We start from the raw sequence: 13,599 nt of genomic DNA, 5'->3' as shown, positions 1-13,599 counted from the left end.
TCGGGGGCGGGCGGGGTCAGAAGGCCGACAGCCGGGCGGTGTAGCCGACCTTGGCGACGGCCTCGACGAGGTCCTGGGCAGTGGTGGTCTGCGGGTCGTGGTCGACCTCGATGCGCTGGGTCTCGAAGTGGACCTGCGCGCCGGTCACGCCGGGCAGGGCGTCGAGGGCCTTCTCGATCTTCCGGACGCACGAGGGGCAGCTGAAGCCCTCGGCGCGGAGCAGGGTGCGCGTGGTGGGGGTCATGGTCACTCCAGTCGGTCGTCACCGGCGCGGCCGCCGGTGAGGCTGAGCGGACGGGGCGGGCGCCCGGTCCGATCCCCGTCCTCCGGGGATGTCACTGACGCTACGAAGGGGACGGCGGGTACGCCTTGACCGCGGTCAAGCCGCCGTGTGGGAGGCTGATGGCGTGCGTATCGACCTGCCCCTCATCCCCGTGGATGAACCAGAGCCGTGCGCGGCCCGGGTCCCGCTGTTCACCGGGCTGGATCTGGAGCAGCTGCGCCGGGTCTCCGCCCTGGCGCGGCCGCTCGTGCTCGAGGCCGGCGATGCCCTGCACCTGGCCGGTGACCGCACGGACCGCCTGTGCGTCGTGCACAGCGGCCGCCTGGCGCTGACGCTCGGCTCAGCGACCGGCCGGGAACGTGTGGTGCGGATGGTCGAGCCGGGGGACTCCGTGGGCGAGCACGAGTTCCTCACGGGCGAGCCGGCCCGGCATGGGGCGCGCGCCGTGGCCGCGACCCGCCTGTGCACCTTCTCCCACGCCGAGGTCGCCCGACTCCTGGCCGAGCATCCGGGCATCGGGGGACGCGTGATGCGGACGCTGGCCGTCCGCCTGGCCGAGGCTGAACAACGGCTGGCCCGGGAGCATCAGCCTGTCACCGCACGGATCGCCGGACATCTGCTCGGCCTGCCGGCCCTCCGGGACGAGGCCGACCTCGTCGTGGTGCTGGCCGCGCCGAAGAAGGACGTCGCCTCGCTGCTGGGCACCACCCCCGAGGCGTTCAGCCGCGGGCTGCGCCGCCTCGCCGACGACGGCCTGATCGCCATCGAGGGCCCGCGGGTGACGCTGCTGGACCCGGAGGCGCTGGAGGCCCTTGCCGCGGAATGACCGCCGTCGTCGTGGTGTCGCCGGCGGTAGGCTGGGGACTCCCCCGTCCCCCTACCCACGCAGGCCCGCAGCCCGGGCCGGGAAGCGCAGTGCCATGGCCTCCATCCGTCCCATCACCGTCTACGGCGAGCCCGTGCTGCACCGGCGCGCGGCCGAGGTGGAGGTGATCGACGACGAGATCCGCGAGCTGATCGAGGACATGTACGTCACGCAGGACGCCGCGCACGGCGTGGGCCTGGCCGCCCCGCAGGTCGGGGTCGGGCTGCGGATCTTCACGTGGACGTTCCCGGACTCCGGCGATGCGCCGAACGTGGGCCACGTGATCAACCCCGTGCTGACCCACCTGGACAAGGCCCCGCGGGAGGACCCGCACCCGGACGAGCACACCGAGGGCTGCCTCTCGGTGCCCGGGCTCGGCTTCCCCCTGCAGCGCCCGACCCGCGTGCGCCTGTCCGGCCAGCGCGTGGACGGTGAGATGTTCGAGTTCGAGGCCGAGGGCTGGTTCGCGCGCATCATGCAGCACGAGTACGACCACCTCAACGGCACCCTCTACGTGAACCGGCTCGAGGGCAAGTGGCAGCGGCGCTGGAAGCGCGCGCAGCGGGCCGAGCGTCTGAACGTGCCCGGTGTGACGTGGCTGCCCGGTACCGATGAGGACCCCTTCGGCCACGACGCCGACGACCACGCGGACCACGAGCACGGCCCTGACGGCGAGCACGGGGACGACGAGGCCTGAGCCTCGGCCCGACGTCCGGCCCGGTCGGCACACGACGACGGCCCGTCCCCTCTGCGGGGACGGGCCGTCGTCGTCGGCGGGTCAGGCCTGCGGGAAGGCGGGGACCTGCTGGCCCGCCATCTTCTCCACCACGCGGATCACCTGGTGCGAGTAGCCGTACTCGTTGTCGTACCAGACGTAGAGGATGGCGTTCTTGCCGTCGTTGTTCACGAGGGTCGCCAGGCCGTCCACGACGCCGGCGCGGTCCGAGCCGACGAAGTCGGTGGACACGACCTCCGGGGAGTCCACGTAGCCGACCTGGCCGCGCAGGGGGCCGGTGAGGGACTCCTGCTTCAGGCGGGCGTTGAGCTCCTCCACCGAGGTGGGCTTGGTCAGCTCCAGGTTCAGGATGGCCATGGACACGTCCGGGGTGGGGACGCGGATGGCGTTGCCGGAGAGCTTGCCCTTGAGCTCGGGCAGGGCCTTGGCCACGGCCTTGGCGGCGCCGGTCTCGGTGAGCACCATGTTCATGCCGGCGGCACGGCCACGACGGGCGCCCTTGTGGAAGTTGTCCACGAGGTTCTGGTCGTTGGTGTAGGCGTGTACGGTCTCCACGTGGCCGTGGTCGATGCCGTAGTCGTCCTGGATGACCTTGAGCACCGGGGTGATGCCGTTGGTGGTGCAGGAGGCCGCCGAGACGATCGTGTCCTCGGGCGTGATGTCGTCCGAGTTCACGCCGAACACGATGTTCTTCATCTCGCCCTTGCCCGGGGCGGTCAGGAGGACCTTCGCGGCGCCCTTGGCCTGCAGGTGCTGGGACAGGCCCTCGTCGTCGCGCCAGCGTCCGGTGTTGTCGATGACCAGCGCGTCCTTGATGCCGTAGGAGGCGTAGTCCACCGTGGTCGGGTCGTTCGAGTAGATGACCTGGATCTCGGTGCCGTTGGCGGTGATCACGCCGCGGTCCTCGTCCACCACGATCGTCCCGTCGAACGGGCCGTGGATCGAGTCGCGGCGCAGCAGGGAGGCGCGCTTGATCAGGTCGTCCTCCGAGTTCTTGCGCACGACGACGGCACGCAGGCGCAGCTTGGAGCCACCGCCGGCGTGGTCGAGGAGGATGCGGGCCAGCAGGCGGCCGATGCGACCGAAGCCGTAGAGCACGACGTCCTGGGTCTCGCCCAGGCCCTCACCGGCCTTGCCCTTGACCTCGGCGAGCTCGGCGTCCAGGAAGGCCTGGACGTCCTGGCCCGAGGCCTTCTGCTTGGCGGCCAGCTCGGCCAGGTCGATGGTGGCGGCGCCCAGGTCCATCGCAGCCATGGCCTCGACCAGCGGGTAGGTGGACTCGACGCTCAGCGGAGCCTGCTGCACGCGGCGGGCGTAGCGGTGGGCCTTGATGATGTCGATCACGCCGCGGTTCACGAGGGAGCGCCCGTAGATCGAGGTGACCACGTTGTGCTCGCGGTACAGGGTGCCCAGCAGGGGGACCATCTTCTCCGCGAGCTTCTGCTGCGTGTTCCACTCGGGGGTCTGGGTCGAGGCGGTGTCTGCCACGGGAGTCCTTCCTTGAAACCTGGCGGGGCCGTCCTGGGCAGGCCCCATCCCCCGACCTCGTTGTCGGCGGGCGCCTCCATTCTAGGCGAGGACGCGTCCGCAGCGGCCCCGCGGCCTCGGCGGGGCGTAGACTGGTCGGTCGGGACGGATCGGCGGACGGCCGCGTGCCCCTGCGGGGGTGCGAGGAAAGTCCGGGCACCGCAGAGCAGGATGGTGGACAACATCCACCCGGGGCGACCCGCGGGCCAGTGCCACAGAGAGAAGACCGCCTCCGCGCCGTGTGCGCGGCGGTAAGGGTGAAAGGGTGGTGTAAGAGACCACCAGCGGCCCCGGTGACGGGGCCGGCTCGGTAAACCCCATCCGGTGCAAGGCCGAACAGGACGCGTCACGAGGGCTGCTCGCCCCAGCGTCCGGGTTGGCCGCTCGAGCCCGTCAGCGATGGCGGGCCCAGATGGATGGCCGTCACCTCGCGCGGGGCAACGCGCGCGAGGCACAGAACCCGGCTTACAGCCGGTCCGTCCCGCCTCACGGCCCCCGGCTGGGGTCAGAACCCCTCGTCGTCGAGGATCCGCTCGAACTCGAGCTCCACCACGTGCTCGCGCTCCCGCTTGTCCAGCAGCCGGTACCCGTACGACTCGCCGATCGAGACGACCTTCGCCAGGCTCGGGTGTCGCCGGTCCCGGGGCCATTCGAGCGTCACGCGGTCCTGCCCCGTGAAGGTGCGCTCCCGCAGGCGGTGCTCCAGAGCGGAGGCGTGCGTGCGCTCCCGCCCGCTGGAGCGGACCCCGAGCCACACGGCGGCCGCGATCACGAGCAGGACGAACGGGTACACCACGCCGAACACGTTCATGGCGGTCATCGGGCGACTCCTGGGATGCGGGGCGGCTGTGCGGACCCCACCACTGTGCCAGGTCCGGACGACGACGTCGGCCCGGCCCGTCCGCGCGTCGGTCCGGGGGCGCCTGGCTAGGCTGGCCCGGTGCTGATCCTGCTGCCGCCCTCCGAGGGCAAGACCGCACCCCGCTCCGGGGCCCCGCTCGACCTCGACTCCCTCGCCCTGGCCGACGACGCCGCGGTGACGGGCGCCCGCGCGGACCTGCTCACGCGGCTCGCCGCGGTCTCGGCCGCCCCGGATGCCCTGACGACCCTCGGCGTCGGAGCGTCGCTCGCCGGCGAGGTCGAGGCGAACACGCGCCTGGCCGTCGCCCCCGCCGCGCCCGGTCACCGGGTGTTCACGGGCGTGCTCTTCGACGCGCTCGACCACGCCTCGCTGTCGGCGGCGGCGAAGCGCCGCGCCCGCTTGTCCGTGCTGGTCTTCTCCGCGCTGTTCGGCGCCACCGCGCTGGCGGACCGGATCCCCGCCTTCCGGCTGCCCGTCAGCGCGAAGCTGCCCGGGCTGCCCGGGCTGGCCGCGCACTGGCGCCCCGTCCTGACCCCCGCCCTCGACGCGCTCGCCGCACGGGACGGCGGGCCCGTCGTCGACTGCCGCTCCGGAGGCTACGCGGCCCAGTGGCGGGCACCGGCGGAGCGGACCCTCGCGGTCGACGTGTTCCAGCTGCGCGACGGCGAGCGGACCGTCGTCTCGCACTTCGCCAAGCACACCCGCGGCCTCGTGGCCCGCGCGCTCCTGGAGGCGGGGGCGCGGGAGACCTCGACGCTGGACCGCGTCGCGGACGTGGTCGCGCGGGCCGGGGACGGCCCCGGCTGGGAGGTCGAGCTGGCCCGGCCGTCCGGCGGCAAGCCCGGCGCGCTGCGGGTGATCCTGCCCGAGGGATGATCCCGGGCGAGGCGCGGTCTGCCCGGACGCGGCCTCAGTCCTCGACGGCCACCAGCTCCACCTCGAAGCCGTCCGCGGTCTCGAGGTAGGCGGCGTAGTGGTCCGCTCCCCCGGCGTGCGGGTGGCGGTCCTCGAAGAGCAGGCGGAACCCCCGGTCGCGCGCGGCGGCGGTGAGCTCGTCCACGCGGGCGCGCGATCCGGCCCGGAAGGCCAGGTGGTTCAGGCCCGGGCGGGTGCGCTCGTGGGCGCCCGCGGCGACGTCGGGCCCGGCCTCGAGCACGAGGTACTCCCCCGCCCCCTGGTACGTCCGGCCCTCGGCCCACCCCTCGCCGGGCACGTAGCCGAGCTCGCCGAACAGCCAGCCGAGGCTCGCCTCGGCCGCCGCGAGGTCGGCGACCCAGATCTCCACGTGATGCAGCCGTCCCGTGGGCGCGGGCACCGGGGTCGCATCCTCCGGCGAGGCGACGGCGTCGGGCCCGTCCGCCTCCACGGCCCGGACGTCCGCGTCGGCCTCGAGGCCGGACTCGGCCACCGCCGACGCGGAGGTCGTGGACGCCTTCGCGGGAGCCGCAACGGGCACCTCTGAGGCGCCGGCGTCCCACTGCCCGCCCCGCGCGCCGGCGTCCATGGCCTCGTTGGAGAGGCGGTCGGCGTCCTTGTTCCGGTTGCGCGGGATCCATTCGTAGGTGACGCGCTCGGGGGGCAGCACGGACCGGGCCTCGGCCGCGAGGCGCCGCATGTCCTCGTGCTTGATCTTCCACCGCCCGGACATCTGCTCCACCACGAGCTTGGAGTCCATCAGCACGTGCACCCGCGCCTCGGGGTCGAGGTCTCGGGCCATCCGCAGCCCGGCCACGAGCCCGGAGTACTCGGCCACGTTGTTCGACGCCTTCCCCAGCGGGGCGGCGTCGGTCCGGAGGATCTCGCCCGTGGCCGGGTCGCGCACCAGGGCGCCATAGCCGGCGACGCCGGGGTTGCCCCGCGACCCGCCGTCGGCCTCCACCTGCAGGACTCGTCCGCTCACCGTGCGCCTCCTCGTGTCCGTGGTCGCGCCGTCCGACGCGGCCCCCCACTCTACTGATCGCGCCGGGGGCGGGGCCCGGGGTCAGTCCCGGATGAGGATGGCGCCGGACTCGGGGCAGCGGGCGACGGCGGCCGGCGGGAGGGCCCGGATGCGCGCGACCTCCGCGGGCGACAGCTCCGTGCCCGCGGCCGCGGACCGGTTCCCGACGAGCCGGGCCGCGCCGATGCCGCCGTTGCGCTCCCGCGCCTGCTCGTACAGGGCCAGCAACGACGCGGGGAACTCCGCGGCCAACGCCGCCCGGCGCTGGATGAGGTCCCGGCCGCGCTGGGTCACGGCCTGCCCCTCGCGGCGCACCTCCGCCGCGCGGGCCTCGACCTCGGCCCGCGCCCGCTCCAGGGCGGCGTGGCCCTGCGCGAGCCGGGACTCGGCGGCGTCGGCTGCCTCCATGGCCTCGAGGGCCGCGGCCTCGTGGTCGTCGAGCAGTGCGGTGAGCGTGTCGTCCTCGTGCTGCATGGCCTGCAGCTCCTTGGACCCGCCCTGGCCCGTTTCGAGCCGCTCCCGGGTCCGGTCCCGACGGGCGCGGGTGGCGGCGGCCTTCTCGGTGGCCTCGGCCCCCGCCCGGTCGGCGGTGCGGGCGGCGTCCTGCAGACCGGGCAGCGCCTCCTCGAACTCCTGCGCACGGGCGCGCAGCCGGGCGTGCTCCGGGTCCGCCTTGAGCCGACGGACGGCGGCGCGGGCCTGGTCCAGGGCCGTGTCGAGCTCCTGGAGCTCCAGCAGCCGGGCCTGGACGGCCGGCGGTGCGGTGACCTCACTCATGCGTGACTCCCCTCGTCGGCCCGCTCTCCCCCGACCAGGAAGTCCCAGGGGTCGCTGCGGTGGTCTGAGAACAGGGTGGTGACGCCCAGTCCCCGCTCCCCCAGGGCGGCCTCCAGGGCGCGGGCGCCGTGCGCGAGCCACAGGGACTCGCTCGCCCAGTGCGAGACGTCCACGAGCGCGGGACGCCCCTCCCCCGACGCCGCCGTCTCCCGGGCCTCCGAGGCCGGGTGGTGGCGCAGATCGGCGGTCACGTAGACGTCGGCGCCGGACGCGCGGACCGCGTCGAAGAGGCTGTCGCCGGCGCCGCCGCACACGGCGACGCGGCGGATGCGCTGGGCGGGGTCGCCCGCCACGCGCACGCCGCCGGCCGTGGCGGGCAGCGCCGCGTGCACGGCGCGGGCGAAGGCGGCCAGGTCGGTCTCCTCGGGCAGGTCGCCCACCCGGCCGATGCCTTCGGCCCCGGTGCCGACGGTGGAGGTCGTCAGGGGTGAGAGCGCTCCGGTGATGCCGACGGCACGGGCCAACACGTCCGAGACGCCGCCCACGACGGCGTCGGCGTTGGTGTGCGCGGCGAGCAGGGCGACGCGGTGCTCGATCAGGGTGTGCAGCAGGCGGCCCTTGGCGGCGGCATGCCCGACGGCGGCGACGGACGAGGTCCCGCGCAGCAGGAGCGGGTGGTGGGTGACCACGAGGTCGGCCCCACGGGCGACGGCCTCGTCGGCCACGGCCTGCACGGGGTCCAGCGCCCACAGGACGGTCCGCACCGGCGCCTCCGGGCGCCCGGCCACCGGCCCGACGGCGTCCCACTGCTCCGCCAGCTCCCGCGGCCACAGCCCCTGGACGACCTCGAGGACCTGCCCGAGCGTCGGCGGGGCCAGGGCATGCTCCGGCGAGGTGGGGACGGCGGGACGGGACACGGTCATACCGGCCATGATGGCCCACCCGGCCCGGGCACGCACGACCCGGCGGCCCTGGGTGACGGCACGGGGCGGCGTCGTCGGGAATGAAAAGCGCGGGCCGCGTTGCTGTGCCTGCCATGACCGACTTCCCCCGTACCGAGCCCCTCGGCGCCTCCGGCGCGCCCGCCGACGTCCGCGAGCTGACGCTCGCCGGCGGCTGCTTCTGGTGCCTCGACGCCGTCTACCGTCGCGTGCGGGGCGTGCTCGCCGTCGAGTCCGGCTACACCGGAGGCGACGACCCCGCCCCGAGCTACGAGTCCGTGTGCACCGGGACCACCGGCCATGCCGAAGCGGTCCGTGTGCGCTTCGACGCCGCCGTCGTGCCGCCCGAGGTGATCATGGACCTGTTCTTCACCGGCCACGACCCCACGTCGTTGAACCGCCAGGGGGCCGACGTCGGCACCCAGTACCGCTCGGCCGTCTTCGCCCACGACGAGGCCGAGGCCCGGTTCTTCGCGGACGAGATCGCCCGGGCGCAGGCGAACTATGACAGCCCCATCGTCACACGCGTCGAGCCGGCGTCCGCGTGGCACCCGGCCGAGGACATTCACCAGGACTTCTATGCGCGGCGCCGTTCCAACGGATACTGCCGTGTGGTCATCGATCCGAAGCTCGCGAAGGTGCGCCGGAACTACTCCGCGTGGCTCGTGGACGCCTGAGCGGCGCCGCGGCTCGATAGCCTGACGCAGGAACACCCACTCGATCGCCCGCGCCCCGAGGCGCACCACCACCGGAGGTATCACCATGGCCCGCATCCTTGACGACATCACCCAGGCGGTCGGCGGCACGCCCCTGGTCCGGCTGAACCGCCTCGCGAAGGACCTGCCCGGCGACGTCGCCGTGAAGGTCGAGTTCTACAACCCGGCCAACTCGGTGAAGGACCGCATCGGCACCGCCATCGTGGACGCCGCGGAGGCGGCCGGCGAGCTGACCCCCGGCGGCACCATCGTGGAGGGCACCTCGGGCAACACCGGCATCGCCCTGGCCATGGTCGGCGCGGCGCGCGGCTACCGCGTGATCCTGACCATGCCTGAGACCATGTCCACCGAGCGCCGCGTGATGCTCAAGGCGTTCGGCGCCGAGATCGTGCTGACCCCCGGTGCAGACGGCATGCGCGGCGCCCTCGAGCGCGCCCAGGAGATCGTCCGCAGCACCCCGAACTCCATCTGGGCCCAGCAGTTCGCGAACCAGGCCAACATCCAGGCCCACTACAGGGGCACCGGCCCGGAGATCTGGGACGCGTCCGAGGGCGCCGTGGATGTGTTCATCGCCGGCGTCGGCACCGGCGGCACCATCACGGGCGCGGGCCGGTACCTGCGCGAGCAGAAGCCGGACGTGAAGCTCATCGCCGCCGAGCCGGCCGACTCCCCCATCCTCTCCGGCGGCCAGGCCGGCCCTCACAAGATCCAGGGCATCGGTGCGAACTTCGTGCCGGAGATCCTCGACACGGACCTCTACGACGAGGTCTACCCGGCCACCTTCGAGGAGTCCATCGAGACCGCCCGTCGGCTCGGGACCGAGGAGGGCATCCTCGGCGGCATCTCCACCGGCGCGATCATCTCGGCCGCCCTCAAGGAGGCCGCCAAGCCCGAGTCCGAGGGCAAGCTGATCGTCGCCATCGTGTGTGACTTCGGCGAGCGCTACATCTCCACCGCCCTCTTCGAGGACATCCGCGGCTGACCGCCGCCCGCTCACCGACCGCACCGACCCGAAGGGGCCGCCCGTGGGACTGTTCTCCCGCATCAAGGAAGACATCGCGACCGTCCGCAGCCATGACCCGGCGGCGCGCGGTGACCTCGAGGTGGCCCTCGTCTACTCGGGTCTGCACGCCGTGTGGGCGTACCGCGTCGCGCACCGGATGTGGCGGCACGACCGGTTGAAGATGCCCGCCCGCGTGCTCTCGCAGGTCACGCGCGCGGCCACGGGCATCGAGATCCACCCCGGCGCGTCGATCGGTCGTCGGTTCTTCATCGACCACGGCATGGGCGTCGTGATCGGCGAGACCGCGGAGATCGGCGACGACGTGATGCTGTACCACGGGGTCACCCTCGGCGGCCGCTCCCTGGCCAAGGTGAAGCGGCACCCCACGCTGCGCGACGGCGTCGTGGTGGGGGCCGGCGCCAAGATCCTCGGACCCGTCGAGCTCGGGGAGGGGACGGCGGTGGGCGCCAACGCCGTCGTCGTGAAGGACACCCCCGCCGACGCGATCGCCACCGGCGTGCCGGCCACCGTCCGCCCGCGCAAGGGCCCGGCCGAGGGCAAGCCGCTCGTGGACCCCGCGGAGTACGTGGACCCGGCCCTCTGGATCTGAGGGCCGGGTCCACGCCGGGTCAGTCCTGCGTGGGGTCGCCCTCGGTCGGCTGCGGCATGACCACGGGCACGCCCTCGCCGTCGACCTCGGTGCGGTCGCCGGACCACAGCGTGTGGAACGAGCCTTCGCGGTCGACGCGCAGGTAGGTGTGGGCGCCGAAGTAGTCGCGCTGGCCCTGCACGAGGGCGGCCGGGAGGCGGTCGGCCCGCAGGCCGTCGTAGTACGCCAGGGCCGAGGAGAACACCGGGACCGGCACGCCCGCGGCGACGGCGGTGCCGACCACGCGGCGCCAGGCCGGCAGGGCCTCGGCGATCGCCTGGGCGAACTCGGGAGCGAAGAGCAGGTTGAGCGGCTGGCCGGGGGCGCGGGTGCCCGGCGCCGGGTGGCGGGAGGTGTCGCGGCCGCCGAAGGCCTGCATGATCACGTCGAGCAGGTCGGCGCGGATGATGCAGCCGTCCCGCCACAGGGAGGCGATGGTGCCCAGGTCCAGCGACCAGCCGTACTCCTCGGCGGCGGCGGCGAGCATGTCCATGCCCTGCGCGTAGGCCACGAGCTTGGAGGCGAACAGCGCCTGGCGCACGTCCTCCACGAACGCGTCCGTGTCCTGCGGGGCGCGCTGCGCGTCCTCGTCGATGCCGGCCGCGAGGGTCTCACGGGCGGCCTCGCGCACCGCGCGCTGGGAGGACAGCGAGCGGGCGAAGACGGACTCGGCGATCGCGGCCACCGGGGAGCCGACGTCGAGACCCGAGATCGCGGTCCAGCGGCCGGTGCCCTTCTGCCCGGCCTCGTCCACGATCACGTCCACGAGGGGGCGGCCCGTGGCCGCGTCCACCTGGGCGAGCACCTCGGCCGTGATCTCGATGAGGTAGGAGGCCAGGTCGGTCTGGTTCCACGCCGTGAACACCTCGGCCTGCTCGGCGGGCTCGAGGCCGCCCACGCGGCGCAGCAGGTCGTAGGCCTCGCCGATGACCTGCATGTCCGCGTACTCGATGCCGTTGTGGACCATCTTCACGTAGTGGCCGGCGCCGTCCGTGCCGACCCAGGCGCAGCACGGCTCCCCCTCGAACTGCGCGGCGATCTTCTCGAGCATCGGGCCGAGGGCCTCGTAGGACTTCTCCGGACCGCCGGGCATGATCGCCGGACCGTGCAGGGCGCCCTCCTCGCCGCCGGAGACGCCGACGCCCACGAAGTGCAGGCCCTTCTCGGCGAGGGCGGCCTCGCGGCGGCGGGTGTCCTCGTAATGGGAGTTGCCGGCGTCGATGACGATGTCGCCCTCGTCCAGCAGGGGGACGAGTTGGTCGATGACGGCGTCCACGGGGGCGCCCGCCTTGACCATGATGAGCACCCGGCGCGGCACGGCGAGGGACTGCACGAGCTCGGCGAGCGTCTCCGTCGCGACGAACGCGCCCTCGTCGCCGTGCTCGGCCACGAGCTGGTCCGTGCGGGCCCGGCTGCGGTTGTGCAGGGCCACCGTGTAGCCGTGGCGGGCGAAGTTGCGGGCGAGGTTCGCGCCCATCACCGCCAGGCCCGTGACGCCGATGTCGGCGGCGCCGACGGGGACGGTGGTGGTCTGCTCGGTCATCGCGGGTGGCCTCCTGTGGCTCGGACGGTGGGACGGGCCGTGCCGGACACGGACCCGCCCCCCAGCCTACGTCGACCGCGGTCAGTCCCCCACGGCGTCGCGGCCGCGGCGGACGATCAGCGGGTCCGGGGTGCCGACGACCTCGTGGTCCTTGCCCTCGTACTCGAACTGGGACAGGAAGTAGCGCATCGCGTTGAGGCGGGCCCGCTTCTTGTCGTTGGAGCGGATGGAGATCCACGGGGCGTGGTCCGTGTCCGTGTGGAGGAACATGGCCTCCTTGGCCTCCGTGTACGCCTCCCAGCGGTCCAGGGACTCGAGGTCCATGGGCGAGAGCTTCCACTGGCGGACCGGGTCGATCTGGCGGATCGCGAAGCGCGTGCGCTGCTCGGTCTGCGTGACGGAGAACCAGAACTTGGTGAGGTGGATGCCGTCGTCCACGAGCATCTTCTCGAACAGCGGCACCTGGTTCATGAAGCGGCGGTACTGCTCGTCCGTGGCGAAGCCCATGACCCGCTCGACGCCGGCGCGGTTGTACCACGAGCGGTCGAACAGCACGATCTCGCCCGCCGTGGGGAAGTGCTGGATGTAGCGCTGGAAGTACCACTGGCCGAGCTCGCGGTCCGAGGGCTTGTTGAGGGCCACGACGCGGGCGGTGCGGGGGTTCATGTGCTCGGTGAAGCGCTTGATGGTGCCGCCCTTGCCGGCGGCGTCGCGGCCCTCGAAGACGATGATGTGGCGCTGGCCGGTGTCCTCGCCCCAGTACTGCAGCTTGAGCAGTTCGATCTGCAGGCGGTACTTCTCCAGCTCGTACTCCTCGCGCGTCATGCGCGTCTCGTACGGGTAGTCCTCTTTCCACGTCTCTACGGCACGGCCCTGCGGATCGATCAGGTCGGGATCGTTGGTGTGGCCGTCCGAGACGGTGTAGCCGCCGTCGCGCAGCTTGTCGATGAACTCGCGCAGGTTCTCGCGGGGGGCGTCGGGCTGCAGCAGCTCCATGGACCGTCTCCTTCACTGGGTGCGTCACCGTGCCCGCCCGTCCCCTCCTCGGTACGACGGAGGCGGGCCGCGGCCTGTGCTCTTCACACCATTATGGGTGGGCGGCGGACGAGGAAGCCGGGCCCGGCAGCGCAGCCGGGTGAACAGCAGGTGAACCCTGGGAGGCGAACGGTCACGACCCCGGGCCGACGAACGCCGGCCGGCTCAGCCGCGCGGGCCGACGCCCAGGAGCTCGTCGATCGCCGCGACGGCGGCACGCGCCGCGTCGACGTCGGCGAACTGGGCGACGGCGTCGTCGTACCGGCGGTGCCCGGGAAGCTTGAGGCCGACGGAGGCGCCGTCCGTGGCGGGGAGGATCCAGATCCGGCCGCGCGGCTCGACGTCGCGCTGCTCGGCCACGTCGGCCTCCTCGAACTCGCGGTCGTAGCCGGCCCACTCGATACCGGGCCGCGGGGTGTCGGCACCGTCGAGGACGTCACGGCCGCCCATGCGCAGACAGGTGACGGACTGCAGGAGCGCGTCCAGGGTGCGGGCGGCGGCCTTGCCGGCCAGCTCGTCCTGGAAGAGGGCGAGGATGGACCATTGCCCGTCCTGGAGGAAGAGCATGGTCTGCTGCGCCTCGCCCCCGGTGATGACGGCGAGGTGACGGGCGGCGCCGTCGGGACGTGCGGGCAGCTTCCAGAAGCCGAGGGGGGTCGCGGACATGCGCTCCACCCTAGTGCGCCCCGGACGCCGACGACGCGCCGCCGCCCGGCCCCTGCC

The 13,599-nt window shown here is 73.4% G+C and carries 15 protein-coding genes and 1 other RNA gene; 7 read left to right on the top strand and 9 right to left on the bottom strand.

The features are described from left to right. Window positions 1-16 precede the first annotated feature (16 nt). Window positions 17-244 carry a heavy-metal-associated domain-containing protein gene (locus ACFI33_RS09390; protein ID WP_069941174.1) on the bottom strand — a complete coding sequence of 76 codons (228 nt, stop codon included), beginning with the start codon at window positions 242-244 and terminating at the stop codon, window positions 17-19. 163 nt (window positions 245-407) lie between these two features. Between ACFI33_RS09390 and ACFI33_RS09385 the strand changes: the two genes are divergently transcribed. Both ACFI33_RS09385 and def read left to right on the top strand, forming a co-directional pair. Further along, on the top strand, window positions 408-1,109 hold the full coding sequence (locus ACFI33_RS09385) for a Crp/Fnr family transcriptional regulator (protein ID WP_227717897.1): 702 nt from the start codon (window positions 408-410) through the stop codon (window positions 1,107-1,109). Between the two features lie 94 nt (window positions 1,110-1,203). Then, complete coding sequence (gene def, locus ACFI33_RS09380; RefSeq protein ID WP_069941175.1) at window positions 1,204-1,845, top strand: peptide deformylase; 642 nt, start codon at window positions 1,204-1,206, stop codon at window positions 1,843-1,845. Between the two features lie 81 nt (window positions 1,846-1,926). Here the strand turns inward: def and ACFI33_RS09375 are convergent, their stop codons facing one another. Next, complete coding sequence (locus ACFI33_RS09375) at window positions 1,927-3,372, bottom strand: glyceraldehyde-3-phosphate dehydrogenase (protein ID WP_069941176.1); 1,446 nt, start codon at window positions 3,370-3,372, stop codon at window positions 1,927-1,929. Window positions 3,373-3,516: 144 nt separating this feature from the next. On the opposite strand from ACFI33_RS09375, the gene rnpB reads away from it, so the two are divergent. Then, an RNA gene (gene rnpB, locus ACFI33_RS09370) (RNase P RNA component class A) lies at window positions 3,517-3,895 on the top strand. Window positions 3,896-3,916: 21 nt separating this feature from the next. Here rnpB and ACFI33_RS09365 read toward each other — a convergent pair. Beyond that, on the bottom strand, window positions 3,917-4,231 hold the full coding sequence (locus tag ACFI33_RS09365; protein WP_061867832.1) for a hypothetical protein: 315 nt from the start codon (window positions 4,229-4,231) through the stop codon (window positions 3,917-3,919). 120 nt (window positions 4,232-4,351) lie between these two features. Here ACFI33_RS09365 and ACFI33_RS09360 point away from each other — a divergent pair, with 120 nt between their 5' ends. After that, window positions 4,352-5,149, top strand: coding sequence for a YaaA family protein (locus tag ACFI33_RS09360; RefSeq protein WP_061873166.1), 798 nt, complete (start codon window positions 4,352-4,354; stop codon window positions 5,147-5,149). Between the two features lie 34 nt (window positions 5,150-5,183). Here the strand turns inward: ACFI33_RS09360 and ACFI33_RS09355 are convergent, their stop codons facing one another. The 3 genes from ACFI33_RS09355 to ACFI33_RS09345 form a co-directional block, all read right to left on the bottom strand. After that, window positions 5,184-6,173 (bottom strand): reverse transcriptase-like protein, encoded by a 990-nt coding sequence (locus ACFI33_RS09355; RefSeq protein ID WP_145950768.1) that lies wholly within the window; start codon window positions 6,171-6,173, stop codon window positions 5,184-5,186. 81 nt (window positions 6,174-6,254) lie between these two features. Next, complete coding sequence (locus tag ACFI33_RS09350) at window positions 6,255-6,989, bottom strand: zinc ribbon domain-containing protein (RefSeq protein ID WP_144820207.1); 735 nt, start codon at window positions 6,987-6,989, stop codon at window positions 6,255-6,257. Beyond that, window positions 6,986-7,912, bottom strand: a complete 927-nt coding sequence (locus ACFI33_RS09345) for a Nif3-like dinuclear metal center hexameric protein (protein ID WP_462623967.1) — start codon at window positions 7,910-7,912, stop codon at window positions 6,986-6,988. Before ACFI33_RS09345 ends, ACFI33_RS09350 begins: the two co-directional genes overlap by 4 nt. A 113-nt stretch (window positions 7,913-8,025) precedes the next feature. On the opposite strand from ACFI33_RS09345, the gene msrA reads away from it, so the two are divergent. From msrA to epsC, 3 genes are all read left to right on the top strand, one after another. Beyond that, window positions 8,026-8,607 (top strand): peptide-methionine (S)-S-oxide reductase MsrA, encoded by a 582-nt coding sequence (gene msrA, locus ACFI33_RS09340; RefSeq protein ID WP_044659125.1) that lies wholly within the window; start codon window positions 8,026-8,028, stop codon window positions 8,605-8,607. Between the two features lie 85 nt (window positions 8,608-8,692). After that, window positions 8,693-9,628: a cysteine synthase A gene (cysK, locus tag ACFI33_RS09335; protein WP_462623966.1), complete on the top strand. Its 936-nt coding sequence runs from the start codon at window positions 8,693-8,695 to the stop codon at window positions 9,626-9,628. 43 nt (window positions 9,629-9,671) lie between these two features. Beyond that, window positions 9,672-10,259: a serine O-acetyltransferase EpsC gene (gene epsC, locus ACFI33_RS09330; protein ID WP_044659127.1), complete on the top strand. Its 588-nt coding sequence runs from the start codon at window positions 9,672-9,674 to the stop codon at window positions 10,257-10,259. Window positions 10,260-10,278: 19 nt separating this feature from the next. On the opposite strand, the gene gndA is transcribed toward epsC, so the two are convergent. From gndA to ACFI33_RS09315, 3 genes are all read right to left on the bottom strand, one after another. Then, complete coding sequence (gene gndA / locus ACFI33_RS09325) at window positions 10,279-11,841, bottom strand: NADP-dependent phosphogluconate dehydrogenase (protein WP_044659128.1); 1,563 nt, start codon at window positions 11,839-11,841, stop codon at window positions 10,279-10,281. Between the two features lie 81 nt (window positions 11,842-11,922). Then, window positions 11,923-12,837: a polyphosphate kinase 2 gene (gene ppk2, locus ACFI33_RS09320; protein ID WP_036340172.1), complete on the bottom strand. Its 915-nt coding sequence runs from the start codon at window positions 12,835-12,837 to the stop codon at window positions 11,923-11,925. Between the two features lie 204 nt (window positions 12,838-13,041). Beyond that, the gene (locus tag ACFI33_RS09315; protein ID WP_036312781.1) at window positions 13,042-13,542 is read right to left on the bottom strand and encodes a hypothetical protein; all 501 of its coding nucleotides are present in this window, start codon (window positions 13,540-13,542) and stop codon (window positions 13,042-13,044) included. Window positions 13,543-13,599 lie beyond the last annotated feature (57 nt).

The organism is Micrococcus sp. PSi08, from assembly GCF_054960655.1.
Note: the sequence above shows the minus strand (reverse complement) of the source record. Positions and strands in the feature narration are given on the sequence as shown.

Coding starts and splice junctions, on each gene's coding strand:
- ACFI33_RS09390 (WP_069941174.1), bottom strand. CDS start 244: ATGACCCCCACCACGCGCACCCTGCTCCGCGCCGAGGGCTTCAGCTGC.
- def (WP_069941175.1), top strand. CDS start 1,204: ATGGCCTCCATCCGTCCCATCACCGTCTACGGCGAGCCCGTGCTGCAC.
- ACFI33_RS09365 (WP_061867832.1), bottom strand. CDS start 4,231: ATGACCGCCATGAACGTGTTCGGCGTGGTGTACCCGTTCGTCCTGCTC.
- ACFI33_RS09350 (WP_144820207.1), bottom strand. CDS start 6,989: ATGAGTGAGGTCACCGCACCGCCGGCCGTCCAGGCCCGGCTGCTGGAG.
- ACFI33_RS09345 (WP_462623967.1), bottom strand. CDS start 7,912: ATGACCGTGTCCCGTCCCGCCGTCCCCACCTCGCCGGAGCATGCCCTG.
- msrA (WP_044659125.1), top strand. CDS start 8,026: ATGACCGACTTCCCCCGTACCGAGCCCCTCGGCGCCTCCGGCGCGCCC.
- cysK (WP_462623966.1), top strand. CDS start 8,693: ATGGCCCGCATCCTTGACGACATCACCCAGGCGGTCGGCGGCACGCCC.
- gndA (WP_044659128.1), bottom strand. CDS start 11,841: ATGACCGAGCAGACCACCACCGTCCCCGTCGGCGCCGCCGACATCGGC.
- ppk2 (WP_036340172.1), bottom strand. CDS start 12,837: ATGGAGCTGCTGCAGCCCGACGCCCCCCGCGAGAACCTGCGCGAGTTC.
- ACFI33_RS09315 (WP_036312781.1), bottom strand. CDS start 13,542: ATGTCCGCGACCCCCCTCGGCTTCTGGAAGCTGCCCGCACGTCCCGAC.